This is a genomic window from Enterococcus sp. CWB-B31, assembly GCF_020567645.1.
Lineage (GTDB): Bacteria > Bacillota > Bacilli > Lactobacillales > Enterococcaceae > Enterococcus_L.
Genome location: NZ_JAJDJW010000001.1, coordinates 394599 through 418211 on the forward strand (window position 1 = coordinate 394599; position 23613 = coordinate 418211).

The following is a 23613-nucleotide window of genomic DNA, read 5'->3' on the forward strand; positions in this document are numbered from 1 at the left end:
TTTCTTAGTTAATCCATTATGAAAGCTGCATTTAGGAGAATTAGTAAAAAAGACAAAAAAGTACCCGCCCTTTGGGGGAGGGCGGGAAAAGGAGTTAAAAATGAAAAAGTGTTGTGTTAGGGTTTGTTTAATTGGTATGAATATATAATAGCTTGAAGATGTGAATTTTTTGTGTAGGAAACCTTTCGAAAGTGTAAAAGATTTACTAATGAATTATTAAATACTGAGAAATTTTGAAAAGCTGCAACAGAAATCTTATCAGGGGAAAAGTTCTTATCCGTGATTGAAGAGCGTATTCGCCATGTCATGGATTTTGAGAATTTAAAAAATGGGAAGATAAATGGGCACCTTAAAATAGCTTTCTATTTTTTGACTGTAAAAATATTTTTAGCAGAGCAATAGAAAAAAATAAAAAAGTACCCGCCCTTTGGGGGAGGGCGGGAAAGGAGTTAAAAATGAAAAAGTGTTGTGTTAGGGTTTGTTTTGGTATGTCTTTATATTACAAGGGAGATGTGAATTTTTTGTGTCTATTTTTTTGATAAATTTAAAAAAATGCATGATGAAACTTTAGCTTTTATTAACATCTTTTAAAAGTAAACTCTTTGAGAACAGATAGACGGGACCGTGATATAAGTATGTCTGAGATCCCTAAAACCGAATAAACGGTGTTCCAGTCTTTGTATGATTCGAGCATTCGAAGAAGCGTAGAAGCAAAGCTCCTTCATGCCTCTCTGATTACTTGTCGCATGGAGAAGCTTTGGCACAACCTCGTTCTAATAGGGTGGCTTGACTGTGGTCTCAATAGCAGGAGCGGCAGACTCTGGATGTAGACAGCGTGTACAAGTACACATCCTATTAAATTCTTAATATTTTCTACATAATTTCAAAAGGAAATCATGGTAAAATGTGGGAAACTGCGTCTTAGCAGGTTTAAAAATCATTCTCTAGGCTTATAGAACAGCCTGTCAATTATGTTAGAATAAGGAAAACATTAAAAGAGGAGCGTCTATGGATTTTAAAGAATTTATGAGAAAGACGGGCAGCGTTTTAAAACGATTTTGGCTTTGGCTGAAGCCTTATCTGATTCGTCTGCATCAGTGGCGAAAACGTCTTTGGAAAAAATATCAGATTAATAAAATCATTCTGCTGTTGGGAATGGTTACTGTATTGGTTATCAGCATTTATTTATTTACATTGGCAAAAGCCGCAAACGTAAAAACGCTGAAGGAAGGTCTTCAGCAGTCAACGATTATTTATGATGAAAATAATGACGAAGCCGGAAAGCTTTTTGGTCAGAAAGGAACGTATATTGAGCTGGCACAGATTTCTCCTTATATTCAGGATGCGGTAATTTCCACAGAAGACCGCAACTTTTATAATCACAGCGGATATGACATCAAAGGAATTGCACGTGCAGTTGTCGGCAAGCTGACCTTTGGCAAACTTGGTCACGGTGGTGGGAGTACCATTACACAGCAGCTGGCTAAAAACGCCTATTTAACGCAGGAACAAACCTTTGATCGTAAAGCCAAAGAACTATTTCTGGCAATTGAAATTGAGAAAAAGTATTCAAAAGAAGATATCCTGACCATGTATCTCAATAACTCGTATTTTGGCAACGGAGTTTGGGGTGTTGAAGATGCCGCCAAAAAATATTTTGGTGTCAGTGCTTCTGAAGTTACAGTTGGTGAAGCTGCAGCACTGGTTGGTATGCTGAAAGGACCGGGGATTTTCAATCCGATTGACTATCCTGAAAATGCGGCAAATCGACGAGATACTGTTCTTCAATTAATGGTCGAAAATGAAATGCTTGATCAGGAAACAGCGAATGCAGAAGCAGATGTGGATATTGCCGGCTTGTTATATGATGGATATGAAGGAACCGGAGCAGACTATCGTTATCCGTATTACTTTGATGCTGTAGTGGATGAAGCTGTACAGCGCTATAAAATATCAGAGGAGGATCTGCTGAATAAGGGCTATAAGATTTATACAGCATTAAATCAAAGCTATCAGCAGGCGATGGATCAGACTTACTTAAATGAGGCACTGTTTCCTCCAAATGCAGAAGATGGGGTACAGGTTGAAAGTGGCTCTGTGGCACTAAATCCTAAAACGGGTGGTGTTCAGGCGATAGTCGGCGGTCGTGGCGATCATGTGTATCGCGGCTTTAACTTTGCTACGCAGACAAAGCGTTCACCAGGTTCTTCTTTAAAGCCTATTTCTGTTTATACGCCAGCCTTGGAGGCAGGATACAAGCCTGACAGCATTTTACAGGATCAGCTGCAGGATTACTATCCGGCACAGAACTTCAGCCGTACATTTAGCGGAGAAGTTCCGATGTATCAGGCACTCGGCGATAGTCTGAATGCCCCGGCAATCTGGCTGTTGAATCAGATAGGCCTGGACAAAGGTTATGATAAAACCAAGCAATTTGGTATTCCGCTAAATGAAGCCGATAAACGTTATCCGCTAGCTTTGGGAAGTATTGAAACAGGTGTTTCTCCGTTGGATATGGCAGCAGCCTATACAGCGTTTGCAAATGGCGGACAGCTGATGGAAGCCCATCTGATTACCAAAATTGTAGATTCGACTGGAGCAGTTGTGGTAGATAACAGTGAGCCAAGTGGTTCACAGATCATCTCTCAGGAAACGGCAGATGAAATTACCAGTATGCTTTTAGGTGTATTCAGTTCAGGAAGCGGAATAAATGCAGACCCTTATGGGTATGTGATGGCCGGAAAAACCGGAACAACGGAAACGGGATTTGACAGTACGAAAACAAATGATCAGTGGGTTATTGGTTATACACCGGACGTTGTGATTGCCACTTGGCTGGGCTATGAACATACAGATGAAACCCATTATTTGGAAGGGACCAGTGCTACATTTGCTTCCAACGTCTTTAGCAGTCAGGCAGGCGGGATTTTGGCTAATATAGCTTCTCCGTCTTCGTTCACAGTAGCAGATGCCTATGCAACCGGCGGACAGGTAGTTGCTTCAGGTGAAGCGGCTTCTGATGCTGGAACCAGCGGCTGGAAGGACAGTGTGAAGGATATTGGTGATCAGGTACAGGAAGGTGCCAAGAACATCGGGGATCAGATCAAAGAAGGCTGGGAAAATACAAAAGAGGGCGTAAAAGATTTCTTTGGCGGACTGATGGGTGAATAAGATTTTTAAAAAGACATGAAACAATGTTACAATAAAAGAAACTATCTAGAAGAAATGAGGACGAACCTGTGACGAATATCTATGATACAGCAAACCAGCTAGAACGTGAATTGAGAACATTAACTGAATTTGAAGCCCTGGAGCAGGCTTACAAGGCTGTGCAGGCAGATGAACCAGCATTTAAATTGTTTAAAGAATTCCAGTCTTTCCAACAGGAATTACAGGAAAAACAAATGCGCGGAGAAGATTTTTCAGAAGAAGATGCGCAAAAAGCCCAAAGTCTGGCAACGGAAGTTCAGGGGACGGAATTAATCAATAAAATGATGGAAAAAGAACAGGCCTTCAGCATGATTGTAAACGATCTGAATCGTATTATCATGACGCCTATTCGGGATTTATACGAAAACTAAGAAACGAAACAGCAGAAAAAATAGAGAGAACCGCAGCTGAATGCTTCAGCTGCGGTTTTTCTTTTTTTAGAATAGAAAAAGCAAACCTTCATAAAAACCATCAACTTTATTAAAAGAGGGTTGAAAAAATGAAAACCGAACGAATTTTCGTATATTTTTACTGACCGATTTTCCATAAAATGATATGATAAAGAAAAGCTTGAAGGATGGAGAAGCATTTAAAATGAAATTATTGCATATAGCAGATTTACATATGGATCGATCATTTGAAGGGTTGCCGGATTTGCCGGAAGCACTGGCAGAAAAACTTCGAACAGCCAATCGGCAGGTACTGCATCAACTTGTTGATGCTGCCTTGACCAATCAAGTGGATGCGGTGATTTTTTCCGGGGATACGTTTCATCAAAGCAGGACGTCTATTCAGACTCAGGCTTATTTCTTTGAGGAGCTCCAGAGGCTTACCAGTGAAGAAATTCATGTGATCATCAGCTTCGGCAATCATGATTATTTTGATCCGGAACGCTATTGGTTCAATTTTCCGGAAAATGTTTATTTATTCGAAAAAGAAGAGGTTGAAACCCACTATTTTATAACAAAACAGAATGAGCGGGTGGCAGTTTCGGGATTTAGTTACCTGCAGCCGTGGATTGAGGAAAGCAAACTGCCCGAGTATCCCGCTCGATCAGCAGATTCAGATATTCATATTGGCGTATACCATGGGGATGTATCTATGGGGGATCAGTCCAGATATGCACCGTTTTCTCTGGGAGAAATGAAAGCTTTTGGATATGATTACTGGGCGTTGGGGCATATTCATCAGCCGCAGATTCTAAGTGCAGACCCGTTGATTGTCTATCCGGGAACGCCTCAGGGGCATACAAAAAAAGAGCAGGGGATTCAAGGAGCCGGATTAGTGACACTGGGAGATCACCATGCCGCTACACAGTTTATTTCTGTTGAAGAAGTTCGCTGGGAATATTCTGAATATTCTCTGGCAGACTGCCAAACGAAGAAAGAGGCACTGGCATATTTAGAAGCAGAGCTGCTGAGGCAGGCACATCAGTACAACACGTTTATATTGAATGAAATTCAATTAAACGACACACATCAATTGGGTGAAGAGTTTGTGATGTCCTGTGAAAATGGGGAAATCCTAGCTTATCTCCAACAGGCTTTGGCAAATCAGGTACAGAACCTGTTTGTCTTTCAGCTGTCAGTTAAAGAAAGCTCTGCATTTCAGAAAATTCTTGTTACTGCCGATCCAAGGCTGCTTGATCAGCTTGAAAAAAACTATCTGCAGCCTGAAATTTTCATGGAAGCAACAAAAGAGCTGCAGCAGCATCCGGTAATTTCTCATCTGGGGCTGACAGATGAGGCTTGGCGGAAAAACTGTGTGAAGCTAGCAGATCAGCGAATAAAAGAACGTTTTAGAATTCAGGAGGATCAATAATGAAAATCCTTTCAATAGAGATTGTCGGCTTTGGGAAATGGAATCAGAAAACCATTGATTTTTCAGGAAGCAATCAGCTTGTCTATGGTAGTAATGAAGCTGGAAAATCCACGATTTATCAGTTTATCCAAGCTCTTCTATTTGGGTTTCCTGCTAAAGGGAAAAAAAGAAAGAGTTATCTTCCGAAAAATGGCGGCAGCTATGGTGGACGCTTATGGTTGAAGCATCCGGTTTATGGAAAGGTTCAAATTGAGCGTTTTAAAGAAATGAATAAAGGGCAGGCCAAAGTCTATATAGGGGAACAGGTCGGGGATGAAGAACTCCTGAAAAAGGTTCTTCATCCGTTAACGAAAGAGCTTTTTCAATCCGTTTTTACCTTTCAACAGGAACAGCTGTCTCAGCTGGGAAATCTTGAGGAAGAAGAGTTGCAGACAGCTTTGCTGGCTCTGGGGATTTCCGGAAGCGATCAGCTGTTGAAGACACGAGAGGCTTATTTCAAACAGGCACAGGAAATCTATAAGAGTAAAGGAGCCCGACCGCCGCTGAACAGTTTGTTGACAGCTTACCAGAAACTGTCTGAAAAAATCAGAAATAAAGAGCAGGAAGAGCAGACATTTGGTTCTGTGGTGGCCCAGCTCAAGCAAACAAGTGAAGCTATTGCAGAGCAGCGCTTACGAGTTAGTGAAAGAAAAGAACAATTGAGTCTAGTGGAAAAGCAACTGATTAACTATCCGCTTTTTGAAGAGCTGCAGAAACTCCAAAAACAAATACATCCGAATAAAATAACCGTAGAACCTCAAGAAAGCGAGCATCTGCTGGCTCTTTATCAGGAACACAAATTTTTGAAGCAGGAAACAGAGCGTCTAAATAGAACTTTGCAGGAATCGTTTGATGGAGAAGAGCTGTTGCCAGAGTATTTATTTTACCTGAGGGAAGAAGAAAATTTGAAGTATTTTCTGGCTCAGCGTTATACCATCAGCAAGCTGCTGTCTGAAATCGGCTGGATGAGAGAATCCGCTACTCAGAACAAGCAGGAACTGTTCGCTCTTGAACAAAAATGGGACTGGACCGAAGAACAGCCTCCGCATCTTTTTTTTGAAGATCAGCAGCTGAAGGAGCTTCGTGAAAAATTTATCACGCAAAGGGTTCAAATGCAGACGGAGGAAGAAAATCAGCGCTCTCTTATTGAGAGTCTGGATAGTCAGGAAAAAAACTTGGAAGCTTTTGAGTCAGCCAATCAAAAGATTTTCCAACGAAATCAAAGAAAAAGGAAGCACCAAACCAATACAGCATTGTTGTTAGGCTTGCTTCTGGCAGCACTCATGGGTGTGGTCGGCGGCCTGCTGCTGAGCTCTCCAGTTTGCTGGCTGTCATGGATTTTCGCCCTGATTTGCGGAGGAACAGCCGGAGCTGTATTCTTTCTTCCGCAGAGAAGTACAGAGGATGAAGTGAAGCAGCAATGGCAGCAGAAGCTGTCTAATTTAGACTATCTGAGTGCACAGTTGAATCAGACAGAAGAACGGATGGCTAGGATTGAAAAAGAAGAAGCTCAATTAAATAAGTATATTTTTGAGCAAGCCAGAGCAAATCATTTAGGGAAAATGAACCGCCTGGAGCTTTGGATGAACCATAAAGAAGATATCAAACGTTATCTTCTGCTGATGAACACAAACAAAGAACTGTTTCGTCAGATAGAAACAGAAAGTAAAACTGCCGGTGATTGGCTGAAGCAGACTGAGCGTTACGTGAACTGGCTGCCGATTGTTGGGAAAAATTTGGAAGAACGAGTAAAAATTATCAGTAATTTTACTGACCAGATGGAGCAGCATCGTCTGCTGCAGGAGAGTCGGACAGATAGTTACACAAAACAGTCGATCAAGGAAGTAAAAGAGAAACAGCATAGAGTATTTGAAGAAGCACAGCCGCTCCTTTATAAATATCAGATTTTAGCTATTGATGATGTACCAGAAAAGCTGCAGGATTATCAGCAGACTCAGACAACAGACAGTCGAAAGAAGGAACTGGAGCGGCTTCTGATGAATCTCTATGAAGAAAATACTACTTTAAGCCAGCTCAATGATCGGAAGTATCAGTTGAATGCTGAATTGAAGGGGGCAGAAGATGAAATTTTCCATCTTCAAAAAGAGGAACAGCGTCTGGATTATCAAAGAAAGCTGATGATTGAAGATGGAACGCTTGACCAGCTGTACCAAAAACGTGAAGGAATGAGAGCTGAAATTGAGGCACTTGCTTCTGACTGGACAGGGTATAAACTGGCTGGTCAGCTGTTAATGGATTTGCTGACAGAATTATCTGATCAACAGCTTCCTTCACTGCTGAAAAAGGCGACCTATTATTTTTCTGTAGTGACAGCTGATGCATATCTAAAGGTACAGCTGGAGAATGAGCAGTTGATCGTTAAGGATGCTGCAGGTCGGGATTTTGCGATTTACGATCTTTCGACCGGAACGAAAGATCAGCTGGTGATGGCTGTCCGCCTAGCATTTTTGGCTCTCATGGGAGAAAAAAGCATCTGTCCGGTAATGATTGATGACGGATGGCTGCATTATGACAGCCAAAGGAAACGACATTTGGCAAAGCTGTTTAGACTTTTTGGAGAAAACCATCAAATTATTTGTTTTTCTTCTGACCAAGAAATGGTAAGCTACTATCAAGAGGAAAAACAGCCTGTTGTACAACTGGAGGGAGAATAGACATGAAGAAAATTCGTGAATTAGCTGTAGATGAAATCTTTGAATTATTTTTACTGATAAAAAATGCAGATGTACGTATTGCAAAAAACGGCAAGAAATTTATCGCTTTTACGTTTCAGGATACTTCTGGAACGATTGATGGAAAGTACTGGGACGCATCAGAAGAAGAAATCCAGCGGTTTGAAGCCGGGAAGGTCATTTTCCTAAACGGCAAGAGAGAAGTTTATCAGGGAAATCCTCAGGTGAAAATTATCCATATGCGCCTCGCGCGCTCTGATGAACCCAATGAGCCTTCTGTCTATATGGAACGGGCACCATTGAAGCGGGAGGATATGGCAGAAGAAATCAATCAGACTATTTTTGAAATTACCAATGCCCGCTGGCAAAGGATTGTTCGTCATTTGCTGACGAAGTATCAGAAAGAATTCTTCGATTTTCCTGCTGCTAAACGCAATCATCATGCTTTTGCTCATGGTCTGGCATATCATACACTGACTATGCTGAGACTTGGAAAGTCCATTTGTACAGAATATCCTGAGGTGAATGCGCCATTGCTGTATGCAGGAATTATTCTTCATGACTTGGGAAAAGTAAAAGAACTTTCTGGTGCCATGAGTACAGAATATACACTAGTGGGAAATTTGATTGGTCATCTGGTTTTGGTGGATGAGGAAATTACGAAAGCCTGTGCAGCATTGAAAATTGATGAGACAGAAGAAGATGTCACGCTGTTACGGCATATGGTTCTTTCACATCACGGCTTGCTGGAATACGGGTCTCCTGTAAGACCAAGACTTATGGAAGCGGAAATTCTGCATCAAATTGATAATATGGATGCATCCATCCAAATGATGCTGACCTCTATTCGTCAGACAGAACCGGGGGATTATACGGATCGGATCTTTGGAATGGACAATCGAAGTTTTTATGTTCCAAAAAAATAGAAAATAACGAATTAATCAAAGTAATCAGTCGAGAAGCCCTGTTTTTAAGGGGCTTCTTTTTTTGTAGAAAAATAATTAGTTCCACAGAGAAAAAACACTGTTTGGTAAAAAGTGATGGGAAATAATGAAAAGGTAACCTAGCTAATCAAAAATATATTCATCTGTTAAATATAAATTCATCGAAATAAAAATAACCATTTTCAAATTTTTTATCAGAAAATTTCAATTTGTAAAATAACGGTAATTTTTTCTGTTTATTCGGAATTAAAACCTCACTTTATATAAAATACAATTTGAGAATAAATACTATAAAAGAACATAAAACAATTTAATCAACGAAAAAATTTTAGATATATAGATAACATTTATATTTTAAAACAAAAAAAATTTTGTTTTTTGTAAGCATTGTATTAGATTTAAATTTTTTTCGATCCTATAATCTACTCAGATACGTTGGCGCTAAGAAAACAAAATGAAAGGAAGAGATGTGAGTGAGTGTTAAGGGAGGGAGAATTAGGAGTAGCTATAAGCGTTTTCTTAGTATAAAAGATTTATTTGTTTGCAGCCTCGTTATCAACTTGTTCGTCGCAGGGTCATTTGCAGGGATGCTCGGGTATTTTTTTCGCAGTGAAGAAGCTTCAGCAGCTGTACTGGATGTAGAGATATTATCTAATTTACAGACAGTCAATAACAGTAACACAACGCCAACAGTGAGATGGCAGCCTACAGTCAGTAATCAGGCCGTAGATTTTACAATTACGGGTGAAGCACTGGCAAATGTATCAGTGAATTTGACAGGTAAGAAATATGGTGTGCTGGTTATTCCACCGGAACTGGCAAACAAAGTAACCGCCAGAGGACAGGCTACAGTTAATACCAATGTGACGGTGGATATTAGTAAGGTAGCGGTGCTGACTGCAACATTGACGGCAGTCAACAATCTGGTTAATTTGCTTTCAGATATTCAAAACGGAGCGATTGCTCCATTAACCGGTGTTACGTTAAATCTGGATGAAGTGAACAGACAAATCAATTTATTGAATTCTGTTGGTAGTTTGAGTGCTGCTCAATTTATCCAGCCGATGACGCTGACCGATGATGGTCGTGCACTGTATTTTTCGTTAGATGATGGTTTAGGACCTATTCTGGCGAACAATGTTTCGACAATTTTAACTGACTTGTCCAATGCAGTAAATGCGTTGCAGGCAACAGGAACAGGGCTTATTGGCACCGCCTCAGCTCTGACGATTAATACGGCATTGGCTCCGGTAAAATTATCAGTTACATCAGCAATTGCCGCTGCAAAACCTTTACTCACATTGGGAGGTACAGGAGTCCAGCAGTTAGCGGATGCCTCTGCATTAGGCAATACGACCATTAATATGCCTACCAATGTTTCAGGACCGGGCAGTATCACCAGTAACTTGGATGCTGAATTTACCGGAACAGTTATCAGATCCAACCTGATCGATGTCAATTTACTGAGTACAGCTGATGCTGTCTCAACAATCTATTTTGCTGGAGAAACATTTATGCTGGATCAAACATTACTGCCGGATTCATTAAACTTCGGGACTCATTCTATTCAGACCAAGCTGGATGAGACCTTTGCAGCAACTCAGGGAGGGGCTGCCGGAGGAGCCGATACGGTGGGAACAATTCAAGTGACAGATACACGATCGACAGCCAAAAACTGGCAGGTCAAAGTGACGCGTGTTGGGCAGTTGACAAACGAGGCTGCCGCGCTGGGAGCCGCCAAACTTAAAATCTATGGCGGAACTTTGACATCAGATTTTTCCTCTGCCAATGTACGAAGTATCAGTGGTACAACGATGGATCTGTCTGATAATACGCAGCAGGAAGTTATGGCTGTTTTTGGAACTTCTACAACCGGAACAGCTAAACTTGAGATTCCAAAGTTTGAATTGTTTGTTCCAAAGAATACCGATAAGCAAACCGGGCAATATAACACGAAACTTGTATGGACTGTAACAGAGAGTCCCTAGTGAGGAGGAATGGTGAAATTGTTAAAGCAGATTAATTGTTTCTTGTTAATTTTGGGAAGCATCACCCTGACTTTCTTATTTTCCTCACAACAGGCTCAGGCAACTGTTACAAATGGAAATATCCATTACTTTGAGGAGAGTAGTACAGAAAGTTCTACCCAATCTGAAAGTTCCACTGACGACAGCTCTTCTACAAGTGAGAGCAGCACTACAAACAGCAGCAGTACCAGTACTACTGACACTCAGAATTCAGGCGCTCCTACGCAGCCTCAAAATTCCGGGCAGTCTGCTCCAATTGTCAAAGAAGGTACGGATGGGAATTTTCTAAAAACCAACGACACGGTCAATTATCTTTTTGTTGTCGTGGGAGTAATCTTTGTATTAATCGCTATTTATAATTTGAAAAGAATATAGGGGGAGAAAAACATGAAAAAACATACAACTATTTTATTATCTGCTGCGATTTTATTAGGAATTGGCTTAGGCTTTGGTACTACAAGCTTTGCGGAGGACAAAACCACAGATGCGACAGTAAACTATGCACCGGGGGAATTGATCTTTGATCCGGAAACAGGCGATCCGGCTGCATCATTACCAACCAACTTGAACTTTGGTTCACATAAAATTCAGTCAACTGAAGATGAAATTTGGGTTGCAACAGTTGATGGTGTACAAACATCAGCATTGACTACCGGAGCGGTTGCTGTGAGTGATAACCGTGGCGATGAAGCTTCAGGCTGGTCAGTAAAAGTACTACAAACAGATCAATTCAGTGATGGCACAAGCGAATTGACAGGTGCAGCACTTTCTATTGATGCCGGTGCAATTACAAATAATCTGAGCTCTATCCCAACAGGTGCTACAATTGCCAACAGTACGTTAGATTTAGAATTAGGAACAACAGCAGATGTTTTAACAGCAGCACCTGGTGAAGGTGAAGGGGAAACATCTTTGGCGTTAACTAAATTTGAATTGTTTGTTCCTAAAGATGTAGATAAAAATGAAGCAAATTATCAAACAACACTTACTTGGACATTATCAGCTACACCAGTTTAAAAACTAAATGAACGAAATCGGGGCAAAATCTGTACACGTAAATTTTGCCCCAATTTTTAAGAACTTGTATTATCAGCCTGGAGGAGAATGATATGAAGAGAGAACGCCGTACATACCAACCGATTATTTTTGCAGCAGCGATAGCTATTATTTATATTTTCAACTTAGTTGCTTTTCCCTCACTGGTTCATGGAGAATCGTTGAACAGTTTTGATGCAAGTATTCAAGTGCCAGACAGTCAGTCTGATAAGAACTTATCTTATTTCGATGTGACTCTTGATCCGGGAAAGGAAGAGAAACTGGCGATAACATTGGTGAATAAAAGTGAAAAAACTCTTTCATTGAAAGCTTCGTTTAACCGAGCAGTGACCAACAGCGGCGGAGTGATTGAATATTCCGGAATTAATGAAGATACCTCTAAATCCGCACCTTATGATATTGAACAACTCGTTACATTAAGCGAGGAAAATATTCAGCTGGAATCAAATCAGACGAAGGATGTTACGTTAACGGTCAAAATGCCTGAAGAAAAGTTTTCTGGAGTTTTGGCAGGTGGTATCTATTTCGAAGAGGTGTCTGATGAAAAAACAGAAGGAAATGTAAAAAATGTCTTTTCAAGAGAGATAGCTTTGCTGATTCATTCAGATGGACAGGAAGTCCAACCGGAGGTGACGATTACCGGAGCAAAAGCTGATCAGGCGAATTACCGAAATGTCATTGAAGTAGGAATTGAAAATACAGCAGCAGCTTATGTGAAAAAAGTGAACATCGACTACACAGTATTACTGGATGGAAAAGAAGTTTTGACAGGTAAAAAAGAACAGCTGAGTATTGCGCCCAATACCTTGTTTCCTTTCAGAATTCCGTTTGATGGGGAAGAGTTTGACGGCGGCGAGTATACCGTAGATATCAAAGTAAGCAATGATCAGGGTGAATGGGAAGGCAGTCCTCAATTTACAGTGACCAAAGAAGAAGCTGCAGATATGAATGAACAGGATGTCACAGTTCAAAAATCCGACTTTGAAATTCCATGGTCAACAGTGGCATTGATAGCTGTTTTGTTGGCATTGGCTGTTGTGGTGATTATCACGATTAACAAGAATAGAAAATTGAAGAAGCAGCTAGCTAAAAAGCATAAAAAGAGAAAAAAACGCCCGAGAGCTCAAGCGGTAAAAACTAAAGCAGAATAAACAGGAGCGTCCTTCAAAAAATTAAGCTGTTTTCTATGGTTAAGTGCAGTTGGTTTTGAGGTTGTGACAGAACACTTCTGTCACAACCTCAAACTCAAGGCAAAGCATTAAATGCCTGCAAGCTTCGCTGCCCGGGTAATTGGCAAAGTTTCTCTTCTCCAAACAGAAGAACTTAAAATAAAACCAGGAGTTCTCTGATTTTTATTCCTAGCTCTGCGCTTTTATTCAGTTTTTTTGTCTTACCAATACAATTTGATGTAGAACCCTAAAAAAAGCCAGCTGAATACTCAGCTGACTTTTTTTATCTATCATTGTTATTATTTTGAAGATTCAGTTGTGCTTGATGAAGATTCTGTTTCTGAAGAATCAGAAGATTTTTCAGAGGAAGAGCTTGAAGACTCTTCAGTTGCTGTGCTTGAGCTTTCTGTCTGCATGTAGCCTGACAACACATTCTTGAATGCATCATCTTTGATCTTCACGTTTGCAGCTGTCAGTTCATCACTGATTACTTTAGAAGTAAATGTTTGGTCAGCCATTTGTGTTTCCTTGGCAATTTCTTCTAATTGTTCTCTGTAAGGTTCAAGATCGTTCCCTTTAGAAGATGTTTTAGTCATTTTCACAAGGTAGTAGATAGTTTGGTAACCAGTACTGTCAGTTGCAGAAACTGGCTCACTCACTTCACCGTCTTTCAGTTTGTAAGCAGCCTCCTGTACAGCTGCAGGGATTGTAGTAGAAGTAGAGTCAAAGGTTACTTTCCCGCCATCTTCTTTAGTTGTATCTGTAGATTTTTCTTTGGCAATCTTAGTAAAGTCACCGTCTTTATCCAATTCAGCTTTAATTTCTTTTGCTTCATCTTCAGTAGCAACTGTAATGATTTGAGCTTCTACTTCAGGATGGAAGGACGTCCATGCTGTTTTGATGTCAGTTTCAGTTACATCAACATTAGCCTCAAGCCCTTTTTGGTATGCAAGCCCTTGTTTGATCAATGCCTTGTAAGATTTAGTAGTATAGCCTGCTTCCGACAAGTAGTCATCAAAATTGTAACCTTGTGCTTCAGCACTTTCTTTTGTTTTGTTAAATTCAGCATCAATCTCTTTATCTGTCACTTTATCCCCATATTTGTCTTCAAAAACTTTGAAGATAATCATGTTTGCTACAGTTGACTGACTTGTGCTTTCATTTTTGATTCTGTCATAGAAATCTTCAACAGTGATTGTTGAACCTTTCATTGTTGCGATATTGTCAGAACCGCCTGAACAAGCTGCTAATGTAAATACTGCCATGGTACTCGCTGCAGCTAAAATTAATTTTTTCTTCATTCGTTTAGCACTCCTAAATAGTCGTATTTTTGCATTTTTATGTAGAAAGGAATTTCTCACGTTTACTACTATACCACAATCCATGCTCGAAAAGAAACATAGATTTGATAGTTTCAATAAATTTTCAAACTTAGGACACAATTTAAATGAAGTATTTGAAAATTAATTAAGGAAGCAGAAAAAAAGGAGAAATTTCCTCGGAAAAGCTTCATGTAAGAGAGGATGGGACAGTTTTTTCCCGATAGGAAGGCTGCATTGAAATAGAGTATTTTCATCGACTTTCTGCAACTGTGGTTCTCACTGCTGGGAATTTCGATCTATTAATTTCTATAGGACACCTATCGATTAGGAAGGACTTCGTTCAGAGCCTCGGTGTACGGAGGCTCTTCAGGCAGCTGTCGCTGCATTGCTGGCCTCAATATCAATTGAAATAGTCTGATAGTCATGGTTAGAGCCGCAACAGCTATTCTTGTTCCTTTTTCTCCTCCAGTTCAGGCATTTCCGGCAGTTCATTCTGGATTTTAGTCAGCTGCTCCTGAATTTTTTCCAGACGAGGCTTCGCCTGAAAATTAAAATTCGTAATATCTTTATTGATTCCTTTTACAAATGGAGGAATCACAGTTTCAGCAGTTTCCTGGAAATCAGCCAGGTTTGTTTTGAATGTTGCCAGTTTTTCGTTGAAATCATCGTGCAGATACTTCCAGTCATCGATTTCATCAATAATTTTCTGCTTGGTTTCTTTTCCACTACGAGGGGCCATAAACAGTCCGCCGATTCCGCCTACAACAGAGCCGAATAATAATCCTTTGATAAATCCTTTCATTTAAACATTCACCTGCTTTTCAACAGCTGCAGCAATTTCCTGCAGTTCTTCCTGTGTATAATTTTCCTGATTATTAGCAAAACGCATACTGAAACCGTCCTCTTTGGTATATCTGGGAATAAGATGGACATGGGAATGGAAGACAGACTGATAAGCCAGCTCTTTATTATTGTTTACGATATTTAATCCTTCCATTTCTGGAAAAGCTTTTTCCAGTGCCAGAGCGATTTTTGGAATGCGGGCAAACACTTCTGCCGCCAGATCAGCATCATACTCAAAAATATCCGTCACGTGTTTTTTTGGGATTAACAGCGTATGCCCCTTTGTTGTCTGACTGATATCCAAAAAAGCGTAGACTGTGTCATCTTCATAGATTTTATAACTGGGAATTTCTTTATTGGCAATTTTACAAAAGATACAATCTTTCATGATAAACCTTCTTTCATAAGCATTTACTTTCCTTTTACTTTACCATATCTGTCTGAAAATGTGTAAGAGTTCCGCAATTGTCTACATGATATAAATGAAAATTTTATTTTTTTGAAATAATAAGCTGATTAAGGTCTGTAGAGAGTGGTGTCTTTCAATTATCTTCTTACCGGACTCAGCCAAGTGAGAAGGATTCAGCATCGGTTTTTGCTCAATTTTCGGGAAATCTTATGTTTGGAGTAGTATGTTGGTTTAAAGACCTTTTTATCGATCTGTTTTGATAATGATCAAAGCAAAAATAGTCAAAAAATAGTTTCTTTCTATGTAAAAGGAAGGATAGAAATAGATAGTTTAAAATTATTCCTCTCAGAGCCATTTTATCTTTGCCTCGTGTTATAATAAAATCATTAAAAAATTTGGAGGCAATAAGATGAGCTTGAAAATTGAGCATTTAACAGGGGGCTACGGTCATGTTCCTGTTTTGAAAGATATAAATTTTGAAGTAAAAGCCGGAGAAATGGTTGGACTGATTGGGTTAAATGGTGCCGGCAAGAGTACGACGATTAAGAATATTATTGGTTTGCTGACTCCTCAAAAGGGAAAGATTTTGATTGATGGCCAGACACTGAATCATAGTCCGGAGAGCTATCGCAAGAAGATAGGCTATATTCCTGAAACACCTTCTTTATATGAAGAATTGACGTTGAAGGAGCATATTGAAGTGACGGCAATGGCGTATGATATATCCGTAGAGGAAGCATTTCGCAGAGCAGATGTACTGTTGAAAACCTTCCGCCTTGAAAATAAGCTGGAATGGTTTCCGGCACATTTTTCAAAAGGGATGAAGCAGAAAGTGATGGTGCTCTGTGCCTTTTTAATTGAGCCAAGTCTGTATATTATCGATGAGCCATTTTTAGGTCTGGACCCATTGGCGATTCATGCGTTGCTGGAATTGATGGATGAGATGCGGAATCAAGGAGCAGCCATTTTGATGTCCACACATATTCTGGCTACTGCGGAGAAATACTGTGACCGTTTCGTTGTGCTTCATGAAGGTGAAATTAGAGCAGTTGGTTCGATGGAAGAACTGCGAGTAGAATTCAATCTGCCGGACTCATCATTGGATGATATCTACCTTGCACTGACTAAGGAAGAAAAGGTGGGGTAGTATGTCGGAACTGTATCGTATGCGTCTATCCCGTCATTTGAAAAAAATGATGAAATATATGCAGTATGTGTTTAATGATCATTTTGTAATCGTCTGTGTCTTTCTGTTGGGAGGACTGGGCTTTTATTACTCGGAACTTCTGAAAAATCTGCCTGAAGAATTTGTCTGGGGCAGGCCTTTGGTTCTTCTGATCTGGCTGGCCATTCTTTTTATCGGCAAGCTGGCAACCTTGACACAGGAAGCAGACAAAGTATTTATTCTGCCGAAGGAAGCGGAGATGCCGGGCTATTTTAAACGAGCATTGAGCTACTCAGCAATTCTTCCCGCCGTTTCTATTTTTTTAATCAGCGGGATGACAATGCCGTTGGTAGTAGTGACTACAAGGGAGACCTTTGTATCGTTTATCTATTATCTGTTTATGCTGCTGCTGTTGAAGTTTACTCATCTGAAATGGCAGGAGTTTGATCTCTACCAAATTCCGGGCAATAAAAGTCAGCAGTGGCAGCTGATTTGGCTGTTGGGAAGTGCAGCGGCGATAGCGGCCAGTCTGTATGTGGTGCCTTTGGCCGGACTAATTGTTGCGATTATCTTGTGTGGAATGTTAGGTTACTTTTTACCAAAGTTAAAAGCAGGTATCTCTCTGGACTGGGAAAAGATGATCAAAAAAGAAAACAACCGGATGTACCAGATTTACCGGTTTATCAACTTATTTACAGATGTTCCAGAAATCACAGGAAGTGTAAAAAGAAGAAAAGCATTTGATCCTCTTCTTAATAAGATTAAAAAAGAAAATAAAAATACGTATTTATATCTGTATGCCCGCAGCTTTCTCAGAGGCTCTGAATATAGCGGACTATTCCTTCGTCTTTTGGGATTGGGCGGTGTGATTCTTTACTTTTCCAATGACTTCATTATGTCATTAGGTGCGGCTATCGTATTTCTGTATTTGATGGGTTTCCAGATGATACCGATTTACAGTCAGTTTGACTACATGGTGATGACCCAGTTGTATCCAGCGCCCGCAACTCAAAGGAAACAGGCGGTCAGTTTTCTGCTGATGGTTCTGTTATTCACGGCCGCCGCAATTTTCAGTATTCTTACCTTAATTGCATTGCCGAATAAGCCGGAAGCACTGTTGGTTGTGGCGGCACTGGTTGTTGAAGTAATTGTATTTACAAAGCTCTATGTTCCGCAGCGTTTGAAGAAAATGGAGGGATAATGAATGAAGGTTTTATGGAATGATCAAATCGTTGATCGTGGAGAAGTCAAAATTGATATGGAAGACCGCGGCTATCAGTATGGTGATGGTTTGTATGAAGTAATTCGTGTGTATAACGGGAAGTTATACATGAAGGAAGAACATTTGGAACGCTTGTGGCTGGGAGCCGAAAAGATTAAGCTGGTCCTTCCGTTCACGAAAGAAACACTCAGTCAAAAGCTGGAGGAGCTGGTTGCTGTAGAAGAAATTACAGAAGGAAAGCTTTACTTCCAAATTACCAGAGGGATTGATTCTCCACGTAATCATGTGCTGCCCGATCCGTTAAATGTGACAGGTGTGCTGACTGCGAATGTTATTCCGTATGACCGTCCTGTAGAAAAGCAGCGAAAAGGAATCGGTGTTGGAATTGTTCCGGATACCCGTTGGCTGCATTGTGATATAAAATCACTGAGCTTGCTTGGTAATGTAATGGCACTGGAGCATGCAAGAAGCAGAGGGTTTGAAGATGCGGTTCAGATCCGTGACGGTAAAGTGACTGAGGCTTCTGCAGCGAATTTCTGGATGGTGAAAGACGGCACGATGTATACACATCCAGATGGTAATCTGATTTTACCAGGTATCACGAAAAAGAAACTGGTAGAGCTTGCAGGAAAACTAAGCATTCCGCTTAAAGAGGAAGCATTTGATAAAGAAGAACTATTTTCAGCAGATGAATGCTTTATCTCTGGTTCACTGATTGAAGTGGTCCCTGTTGTTAAAATCGAAGACCATGTCGTTGGCAGCGGACGGCCGGGAGGAATCACGCAGAAGCTGCACAATGAATATATGGCTGAAGTGGAACGTATCTGTAATTAGAATACCATTGACAAGTGAATGAAAAGAACGTATAAATTTAGAAAGAACATAAGCCTGAGAGATCCACCATTCTCAGGCTTGTTGTATGTTTTGAATAGATGTATTATTTATAAAATATAAAAGATCATAGTAAGTGAGGAATCCTGAAATGCGTGTAAGAAAAAGACCGGGAGCAGAAGAGCTTTTAGCTGCACATCCGGAATATGTAGTAGATGAACCTGAAAAGTGGCAGGGACGTTGGCACGAACGATTTGGCAATGACTATCCGATTCACATTGAAATCGGCACAGGGAAAGGACAGTTTGTTGCAGGTATGGCTAAAGCCAACCCTGAGATTAATTATATTGGTATTGAAATGCAGGTCAGTGTGCTTTCAATCGCTCTGGAAAAAGTACTGGAAGAAGAACTGCCGAATTTGCAGCTGCTTCATGTGAATGGTGAAGCCCTGACCCAGTATTTTGCTGAAAATGAAGTGGATCAGATTTATTTAAACTTCTCCGATCCATGGCCGAAAAAGCGTCATGAAAAACGCCGGCTGACATCAAGACCATTTTTAGCGGTTGATGAAAAAATCTTAAAACCAAATGGCGAAATTCATTTTAAAACGGATAATCAGGGATTGTTTGAATACTCGCTGAGCAGTTTTTCAAAATACGGCATGATCATTGAACAGGTTTGGCTGGATCTCCATAGCAGTTCTTATGAAGGCAATATCATGACAGAGTATGAAGAAAAATTCTCTGCCAAAGGTCAGCCGATTTATCGGGTGGAAGCAAGATTTCAGGCAGAAGAATAAATAAGTAAAGTTAAACCATCAGTAAAGGCAAAAGCTGCGATGAGCTCAAACAGATAAAAGCAGCCTCTGTCTGTGTGGTGGCTTATTGTACCTCGCCCAATCTGCTGATGGTTTTCAATTTTAATGTAAGCCGACACCTGCTGAATTGTTCACCGTCTGTGTCTGTTGTTTAACGAAGTCGCTGGCAACAGCTAAAGAAATAATGGTATGCTCCAGCAATTCATCAAGTACATTTACATTTATTTCATAAAATCGGTCTTATTCTCAGTATGCCTACAGCTATTTCTTTGTATATGGAATAAATTCTGACAAATTTATCCCCATCAGAGCGTTGCATACTATCCTGCTAATACCACCTAGATGAGCTACCCTCTATTCAAGGAATACTTATCGAGGCTGCGCATACAGCATGTCTTGTATGACCAAAAGACATGCGACGAGCATTCGAAGAAGCGTAGGAGCAAGCTCTTACACATGTGACGAGCATTCGAAGAAGCGTAGAAGCAAGCTCTTAAAATATAGTATAGTAATGAAGTTTTCCAAACTCACAGGATTGAATAGGCTACACTTTGTTTGACAATTTTTCTGTGGAAAATAGAGCGTTAAAAAACACGATCTACGGTGATTTGTTGGCGAAGCGAACCATTGATAATGAGTTGGGGGATGTTATCCGGAGGGAATCGTCTGTGCCGTTTCTAGGCTCAGGCGACAAGACAAAAACACATACCCCAGAAGGCTCATTGTCAATGGCAACCGTAACAGAACAAACGGATGTGCCTCAATTATTTATAGAAACTGTCAAAAAATTGTTGCCATTCCAGGATTGTCAGTTCGCATACTAGCAACCTCTTAAGGATGAACATAAATGGCTGTCCATTTATTTCAATCAGAGCAGTGTATACCACCCTACACCTTTTCTTTGGTAAACAACTTTTTCGTGTTTGTTCTTCCTCCGTCTCATTCTATAAAAAAAGAAAGGCCCACGGAGAATGGCCTTTCATCTGTATTCCAATGTTTATAAGCGATTGACTTCAATTACCGTACCAGTCTGTGCATCTGCGACAAATGCATACTGAACCAACGAACCGTCCTCAACCCGAGAAACTCCACCGTTATATGTTTTGGAATGAATCGCAAATTTTCTTAATGGTTTTTTTTCAAGTTCAATCCAAGAGCCTTCAATAGGACCTTCTTTTAAGAACGCAGCCTTTACATTCTCCAGTACAGAATCTGCATCAATCGTTCGTTTTTTTTGATACCATAAAGCAGACAGAACACCGCTGATAACGCCCAAACCGGCGCCCAAGGCCAAGCCGCTCCTAAAATAGTTTAATTCGTTTTCTTCACCCATCAGGAACACCCTCCGTTTATTTAAGAGTATTGTTAAATATTATCATCCTATATAATACCATTCTAACACAGAGTACGCCAAAGAAAGAACCGAAAAAATGTGCATTGCCGTTATTTTGCGTTATAATTAGAAAGAATTGTAAAAATGACAGGAAAAAATGCGTGTTTGAATCCCACATCCGTTCTGATTTTGACGGTGCTGAGGAGGTATTTTTTTCTGAGCTTAAAACGACGATAAGGCAGGGATTGAAATGGAAGAAAAAACATTCCAGCGTATTAAAGAATTAACAGAATTACAGGGGACCAGCGGAGCAGAAGAAGATGTTCGTGCGTATATGAAAAAGCATATCACGCCTTTAGTTGATGAGGTTCAGTATGATGGATTGGGAGGGATTTTCGGTCTGAAGCGCGGAAAAGAGTTGGATGCGCCAAGAGTCATGGTGGCTGCACATATGGATGAAGTCGGATTTATGCTGACACAGATTAAAGACAACGGACTGTTTGAAGTAGTCCCTCTGGGCGGTTGGAATCCTTATGTTGTTTCCGCACAGCGTTTTACTTTAAAAACGGGGAAAGGCAACTATCCTTGTATTTCTTCGTCTATTCCGCCGCATTTACTGCGGGGAACAAATGGTCAGAAAACACTGGAAGTAACAGATGTCCTGTTTGATGCTGGTTTTGAATCAAAAGAGGAAGCTGAAGAATACGGCGTTCGCCCAGGTGATACAATTGTTCCTAAAACGGAAACCATCAAAACAGCGAACGGTAAGAATATTATCGCAAAATCATGGGACAACCGTTATGGCTGTACATTGGTGCTGGAAGCATTAGAGGCGCTGCAGAATGAGACTCTGGGACATACGCTGATTGCTGGAGCAAATGTTCAGGAAGAAGTTGGTCTGCGCGGATCAAAACCTTCTGTTCATAAATTCAAACCAGAATTGTTTTTTGCGGTGGATTGTTCAGCAGCGGATGATATTAAAACAAAAAAAGGTACCTATGGTCATTTAGGTGAAGGTACATTGCTGCGGATTTTTGATCCGGGAATGATTACATTGCCGCGTGTACGTGAGTATCTGCTGGATACAGCGGAAACAAACAACATTCCTTATCAGTATTTTGTTTCCAAAGGCGGAACAGATGCTGGTGCAGCGCATACAACAAATAACGGTGTACCAAGTGCAGTGATTGGTGTCTGCGGACGTTACATTCATACACATCAAACCATGTTCAGCATCAAAGATTTTGAAGCGGCAAGAGAGATGCTGATTCAGGTTCTAAAAGGACTGGACCGTACAACAGTCAATACAATTATTTATGGAAAGTAGGTGAAAGCTGTGATTATACCTAAAAATCTGGAAGAATTAGCCGGTTATGTGGAAAATGGCAAGAATGTCTTCTTTTTTACTGCAGACTGGTGTGGAGACTGCCGTTTTATAAAGCCTGCACTTCCTGAAATTGAAGAAGAATTCTCTGATTATCAGTTTATTCAGGTGGATCGGGATGAATTTATCGATGTTGCCGCTCAATGGAATATCTTTGGGATTCCAAGCTTTGTCGTTGTGGATAACGGTAAGGAGTTGGGAAGACTGGTCAATAAAGACCGCAAAACCAAACAGGAAATTGCAGACTTCTTAAATGGATTGGAAAGTTCCAAATAAAAGACCTCAGATAAAAACTGACAAACAGCAGAAACGATACAACAAATAAAACGAAACCGGTGAAGACTGAAAAGGTTTTTCCGGTTTTTTTGAGGGACTGCCGACCTGTAAGAAAAGATAGGCAGATACCGGCTTTTTTGTTAAGATAGTACAGGAACAGAGTGGAGGAGGAAGATAAATGATTTTTTCATATAATAAAGAGCATGTAGGTGATGTGCTGCTGATTATTGTTGCGGATGATCAAGCAAAAGAAAACTACGTGGAGCGCAAAGGCAATGTAGCCAAAGTCACTGTTGACAAGGGTGAGGTGGTTGCGTGGAATATTTTTAAGGCATCAACCATTCTTGGTGAGATCAAAGGGAATGGACAAGTAGAATTAACGGAAGAACAAATTAATCGTTTAAACAAAGAATTGGCTGTCAATGGTTTTATAGAAACTCTGGCTGCAGATACAAAACCAAAAATTGTGGTAGGCTTTGTAAAATCCTGTAAAAAGCATCCGGATTCTGATCACTTATCTATTACAAAAACAGAAGTGGACAATGGAGAAATCCTTCAAATTGTCTGTGGTGCGCCAAATATTAAAGCCGGTCAAAAAGTAGTGGTAGCTAAGCCCGGTGCGATGATGCCTGACGGAATGATGATCTGGCCCGGTAAGCTTCGCGGAGAAGAAAGCTGGGGAATGATCTGTTCTGCCAGAGAGCTGAATATTCCTGATGCACCACAGAAAAAAGGTATTTTGGAGCTGTCGTTCGATGCGGTAGTGGGAGAAGCTTTTCCGATTGGCGGATAAGAAAGATTAAAATGCAAGCAAAATAAAGATAAAAAGAAAAGGACGCAGTCGCGGTGATTGGACTTTTTCGGTTAGAAGCTGTATGACAGCATCTGATAGAAAGACGAGTAAATCAGCTTCTAGACTGAGTCTTTTTTTTGACATTAAAGGGATTATAAAATTGGGGGTTAACAAACTCAGTAATAGCAAGGGATAGAGAAGAAATCATTCAGTAAAAAGAACTGAAGAAAAAATCTGAATCCAGACAAAAGACCTCGGG

General features: G+C 40.4%; 21 protein-coding genes. 17 read left to right on the forward strand and 4 right to left on the reverse strand.

All coding sequences use genetic code 11. The annotated features are described in order from the left end of the window. The first annotated feature begins 1008 nt into the window (after positions 1-1008). The 9 genes from LI954_RS01610 to LI954_RS01650 all read left to right on the forward strand — a co-directional run bounded on the left by LI954_RS01610 (position 1009) and on the right by LI954_RS01650 (position 12941). Entirely contained in the window at positions 1009-3171 is a 2163-nt protein-coding gene (locus LI954_RS01610; RefSeq protein ID WP_229442301.1) for a PBP1A family penicillin-binding protein, read from the forward strand. 68 nt (positions 3172-3239) lie between these two features. Then, positions 3240-3581, forward strand: coding sequence for a YlbF family regulator (locus LI954_RS01615; RefSeq protein ID WP_202066450.1), 342 nt, complete (start codon positions 3240-3242; stop codon positions 3579-3581). Positions 3582-3804: 223 nt separating this feature from the next. Then, positions 3805-5031, forward strand: coding sequence for a metallophosphoesterase family protein (locus tag LI954_RS01620; protein WP_202066452.1), 1227 nt, complete (start codon positions 3805-3807; stop codon positions 5029-5031). Further along, entirely contained in the window at positions 5031-7745 is a 2715-nt protein-coding gene (locus LI954_RS01625; RefSeq protein ID WP_229443314.1) for an ATP-binding protein, read from the forward strand. The genes LI954_RS01620 and LI954_RS01625 overlap by 1 nt, the downstream gene beginning before the upstream one ends. A 2-nt stretch (positions 7746-7747) precedes the next feature. Next, on the forward strand, positions 7748-8689 hold the full coding sequence (locus tag LI954_RS01630; protein WP_202066456.1) for a 3'-5' exoribonuclease YhaM family protein: 942 nt from the start codon (positions 7748-7750) through the stop codon (positions 8687-8689). A 491-nt stretch (positions 8690-9180) separates the two neighbouring features. After that, the gene (locus tag LI954_RS16195; RefSeq protein WP_229443315.1) at positions 9181-10695 is read left to right on the forward strand and encodes an adhesive domain-containing protein; all 1515 of its coding nucleotides are present in this window, start codon (positions 9181-9183) and stop codon (positions 10693-10695) included. A gap of 9 nt (positions 10696-10704) precedes the next feature. Then, complete coding sequence (locus tag LI954_RS01640; RefSeq protein WP_202066465.1) at positions 10705-11109, forward strand: hypothetical protein; 405 nt, start codon at positions 10705-10707, stop codon at positions 11107-11109. Positions 11110-11121: 12 nt separating this feature from the next. Beyond that, positions 11122-11751, forward strand: coding sequence for a WxL domain-containing protein (locus LI954_RS01645; RefSeq protein WP_202066467.1), 630 nt, complete (start codon positions 11122-11124; stop codon positions 11749-11751). 92 nt (positions 11752-11843) lie between these two features. Further along, the gene (locus LI954_RS01650) at positions 11844-12941 is read left to right on the forward strand and encodes a DUF916 and DUF3324 domain-containing protein (RefSeq protein WP_229443316.1); all 1098 of its coding nucleotides are present in this window, start codon (positions 11844-11846) and stop codon (positions 12939-12941) included. 317 nt (positions 12942-13258) lie between these two features. Here LI954_RS01650 and LI954_RS01655 read toward each other — a convergent pair whose 3' ends face one another. The 3 genes from LI954_RS01655 to LI954_RS01665 form a co-directional block, all read right to left on the reverse strand. Next, positions 13259-14260, reverse strand: coding sequence for a peptidylprolyl isomerase (locus LI954_RS01655; protein ID WP_229443317.1), 1002 nt, complete (start codon positions 14258-14260; stop codon positions 13259-13261). Between the two features lie 463 nt (positions 14261-14723). Further along, the gene (locus LI954_RS01660; RefSeq protein ID WP_202066473.1) at positions 14724-15083 is read right to left on the reverse strand and encodes a YtxH domain-containing protein; all 360 of its coding nucleotides are present in this window, start codon (positions 15081-15083) and stop codon (positions 14724-14726) included. After that, positions 15084-15512, reverse strand: coding sequence for an HIT family protein (locus tag LI954_RS01665; RefSeq protein WP_229442306.1), 429 nt, complete (start codon positions 15510-15512; stop codon positions 15084-15086). Between the two features lie 430 nt (positions 15513-15942). Between LI954_RS01665 and LI954_RS01670 the strand changes: the two genes are divergently transcribed. The 5 genes from LI954_RS01670 (at position 15943) to LI954_RS01690 (ending at position 20392) form a co-directional block, all read left to right on the forward strand. Next, entirely contained in the window at positions 15943-16680 is a 738-nt protein-coding gene (locus tag LI954_RS01670; RefSeq protein ID WP_202066477.1) for an ABC transporter ATP-binding protein, read from the forward strand. Position 16681: 1 nt separating this feature from the next. Further along, positions 16682-17899: an ABC transporter permease gene (locus LI954_RS01675; RefSeq protein ID WP_229443318.1), complete on the forward strand. Its 1218-nt coding sequence runs from the start codon at positions 16682-16684 to the stop codon at positions 17897-17899. 3 nt (positions 17900-17902) lie between these two features. Beyond that, the gene (dat, locus tag LI954_RS01680; protein ID WP_229442308.1) at positions 17903-18754 is read left to right on the forward strand and encodes a D-amino-acid transaminase; all 852 of its coding nucleotides are present in this window, start codon (positions 17903-17905) and stop codon (positions 18752-18754) included. 148 nt (positions 18755-18902) lie between these two features. Next, entirely contained in the window at positions 18903-19550 is a 648-nt protein-coding gene (trmB, locus tag LI954_RS01685; protein ID WP_229443319.1) for a tRNA (guanosine(46)-N7)-methyltransferase TrmB, read from the forward strand. A gap of 569 nt (positions 19551-20119) precedes the next feature. Continuing rightward, positions 20120-20392 (forward strand): hypothetical protein, encoded by a 273-nt coding sequence (locus LI954_RS01690; protein WP_229443320.1) that lies wholly within the window; start codon positions 20120-20122, stop codon positions 20390-20392. Between the two features lie 173 nt (positions 20393-20565). On the opposite strand, the gene LI954_RS01695 is transcribed toward LI954_RS01690, so the two are convergent. Then, positions 20566-20901, reverse strand: a complete 336-nt coding sequence (locus LI954_RS01695) for a PepSY domain-containing protein (RefSeq protein ID WP_202066484.1) — start codon at positions 20899-20901, stop codon at positions 20566-20568. Positions 20902-21151: 250 nt separating this feature from the next. Between LI954_RS01695 and pepA the strand changes: the two genes are divergently transcribed. The 3 genes from pepA (at position 21152) to ytpR (ending at position 23354) form a co-directional block, all read left to right on the forward strand. Continuing rightward, complete coding sequence (gene pepA, locus LI954_RS01700) at positions 21152-22228, forward strand: glutamyl aminopeptidase (RefSeq protein ID WP_202066486.1); 1077 nt, start codon at positions 21152-21154, stop codon at positions 22226-22228. A gap of 9 nt (positions 22229-22237) precedes the next feature. After that, positions 22238-22561: a thioredoxin family protein gene (locus tag LI954_RS01705; protein WP_202066488.1), complete on the forward strand. Its 324-nt coding sequence runs from the start codon at positions 22238-22240 to the stop codon at positions 22559-22561. Positions 22562-22739: 178 nt separating this feature from the next. Then, complete coding sequence (gene ytpR, locus LI954_RS01710; RefSeq protein WP_229443322.1) at positions 22740-23354, forward strand: YtpR family tRNA-binding protein; 615 nt, start codon at positions 22740-22742, stop codon at positions 23352-23354. Positions 23355-23613 lie beyond the last annotated feature (259 nt).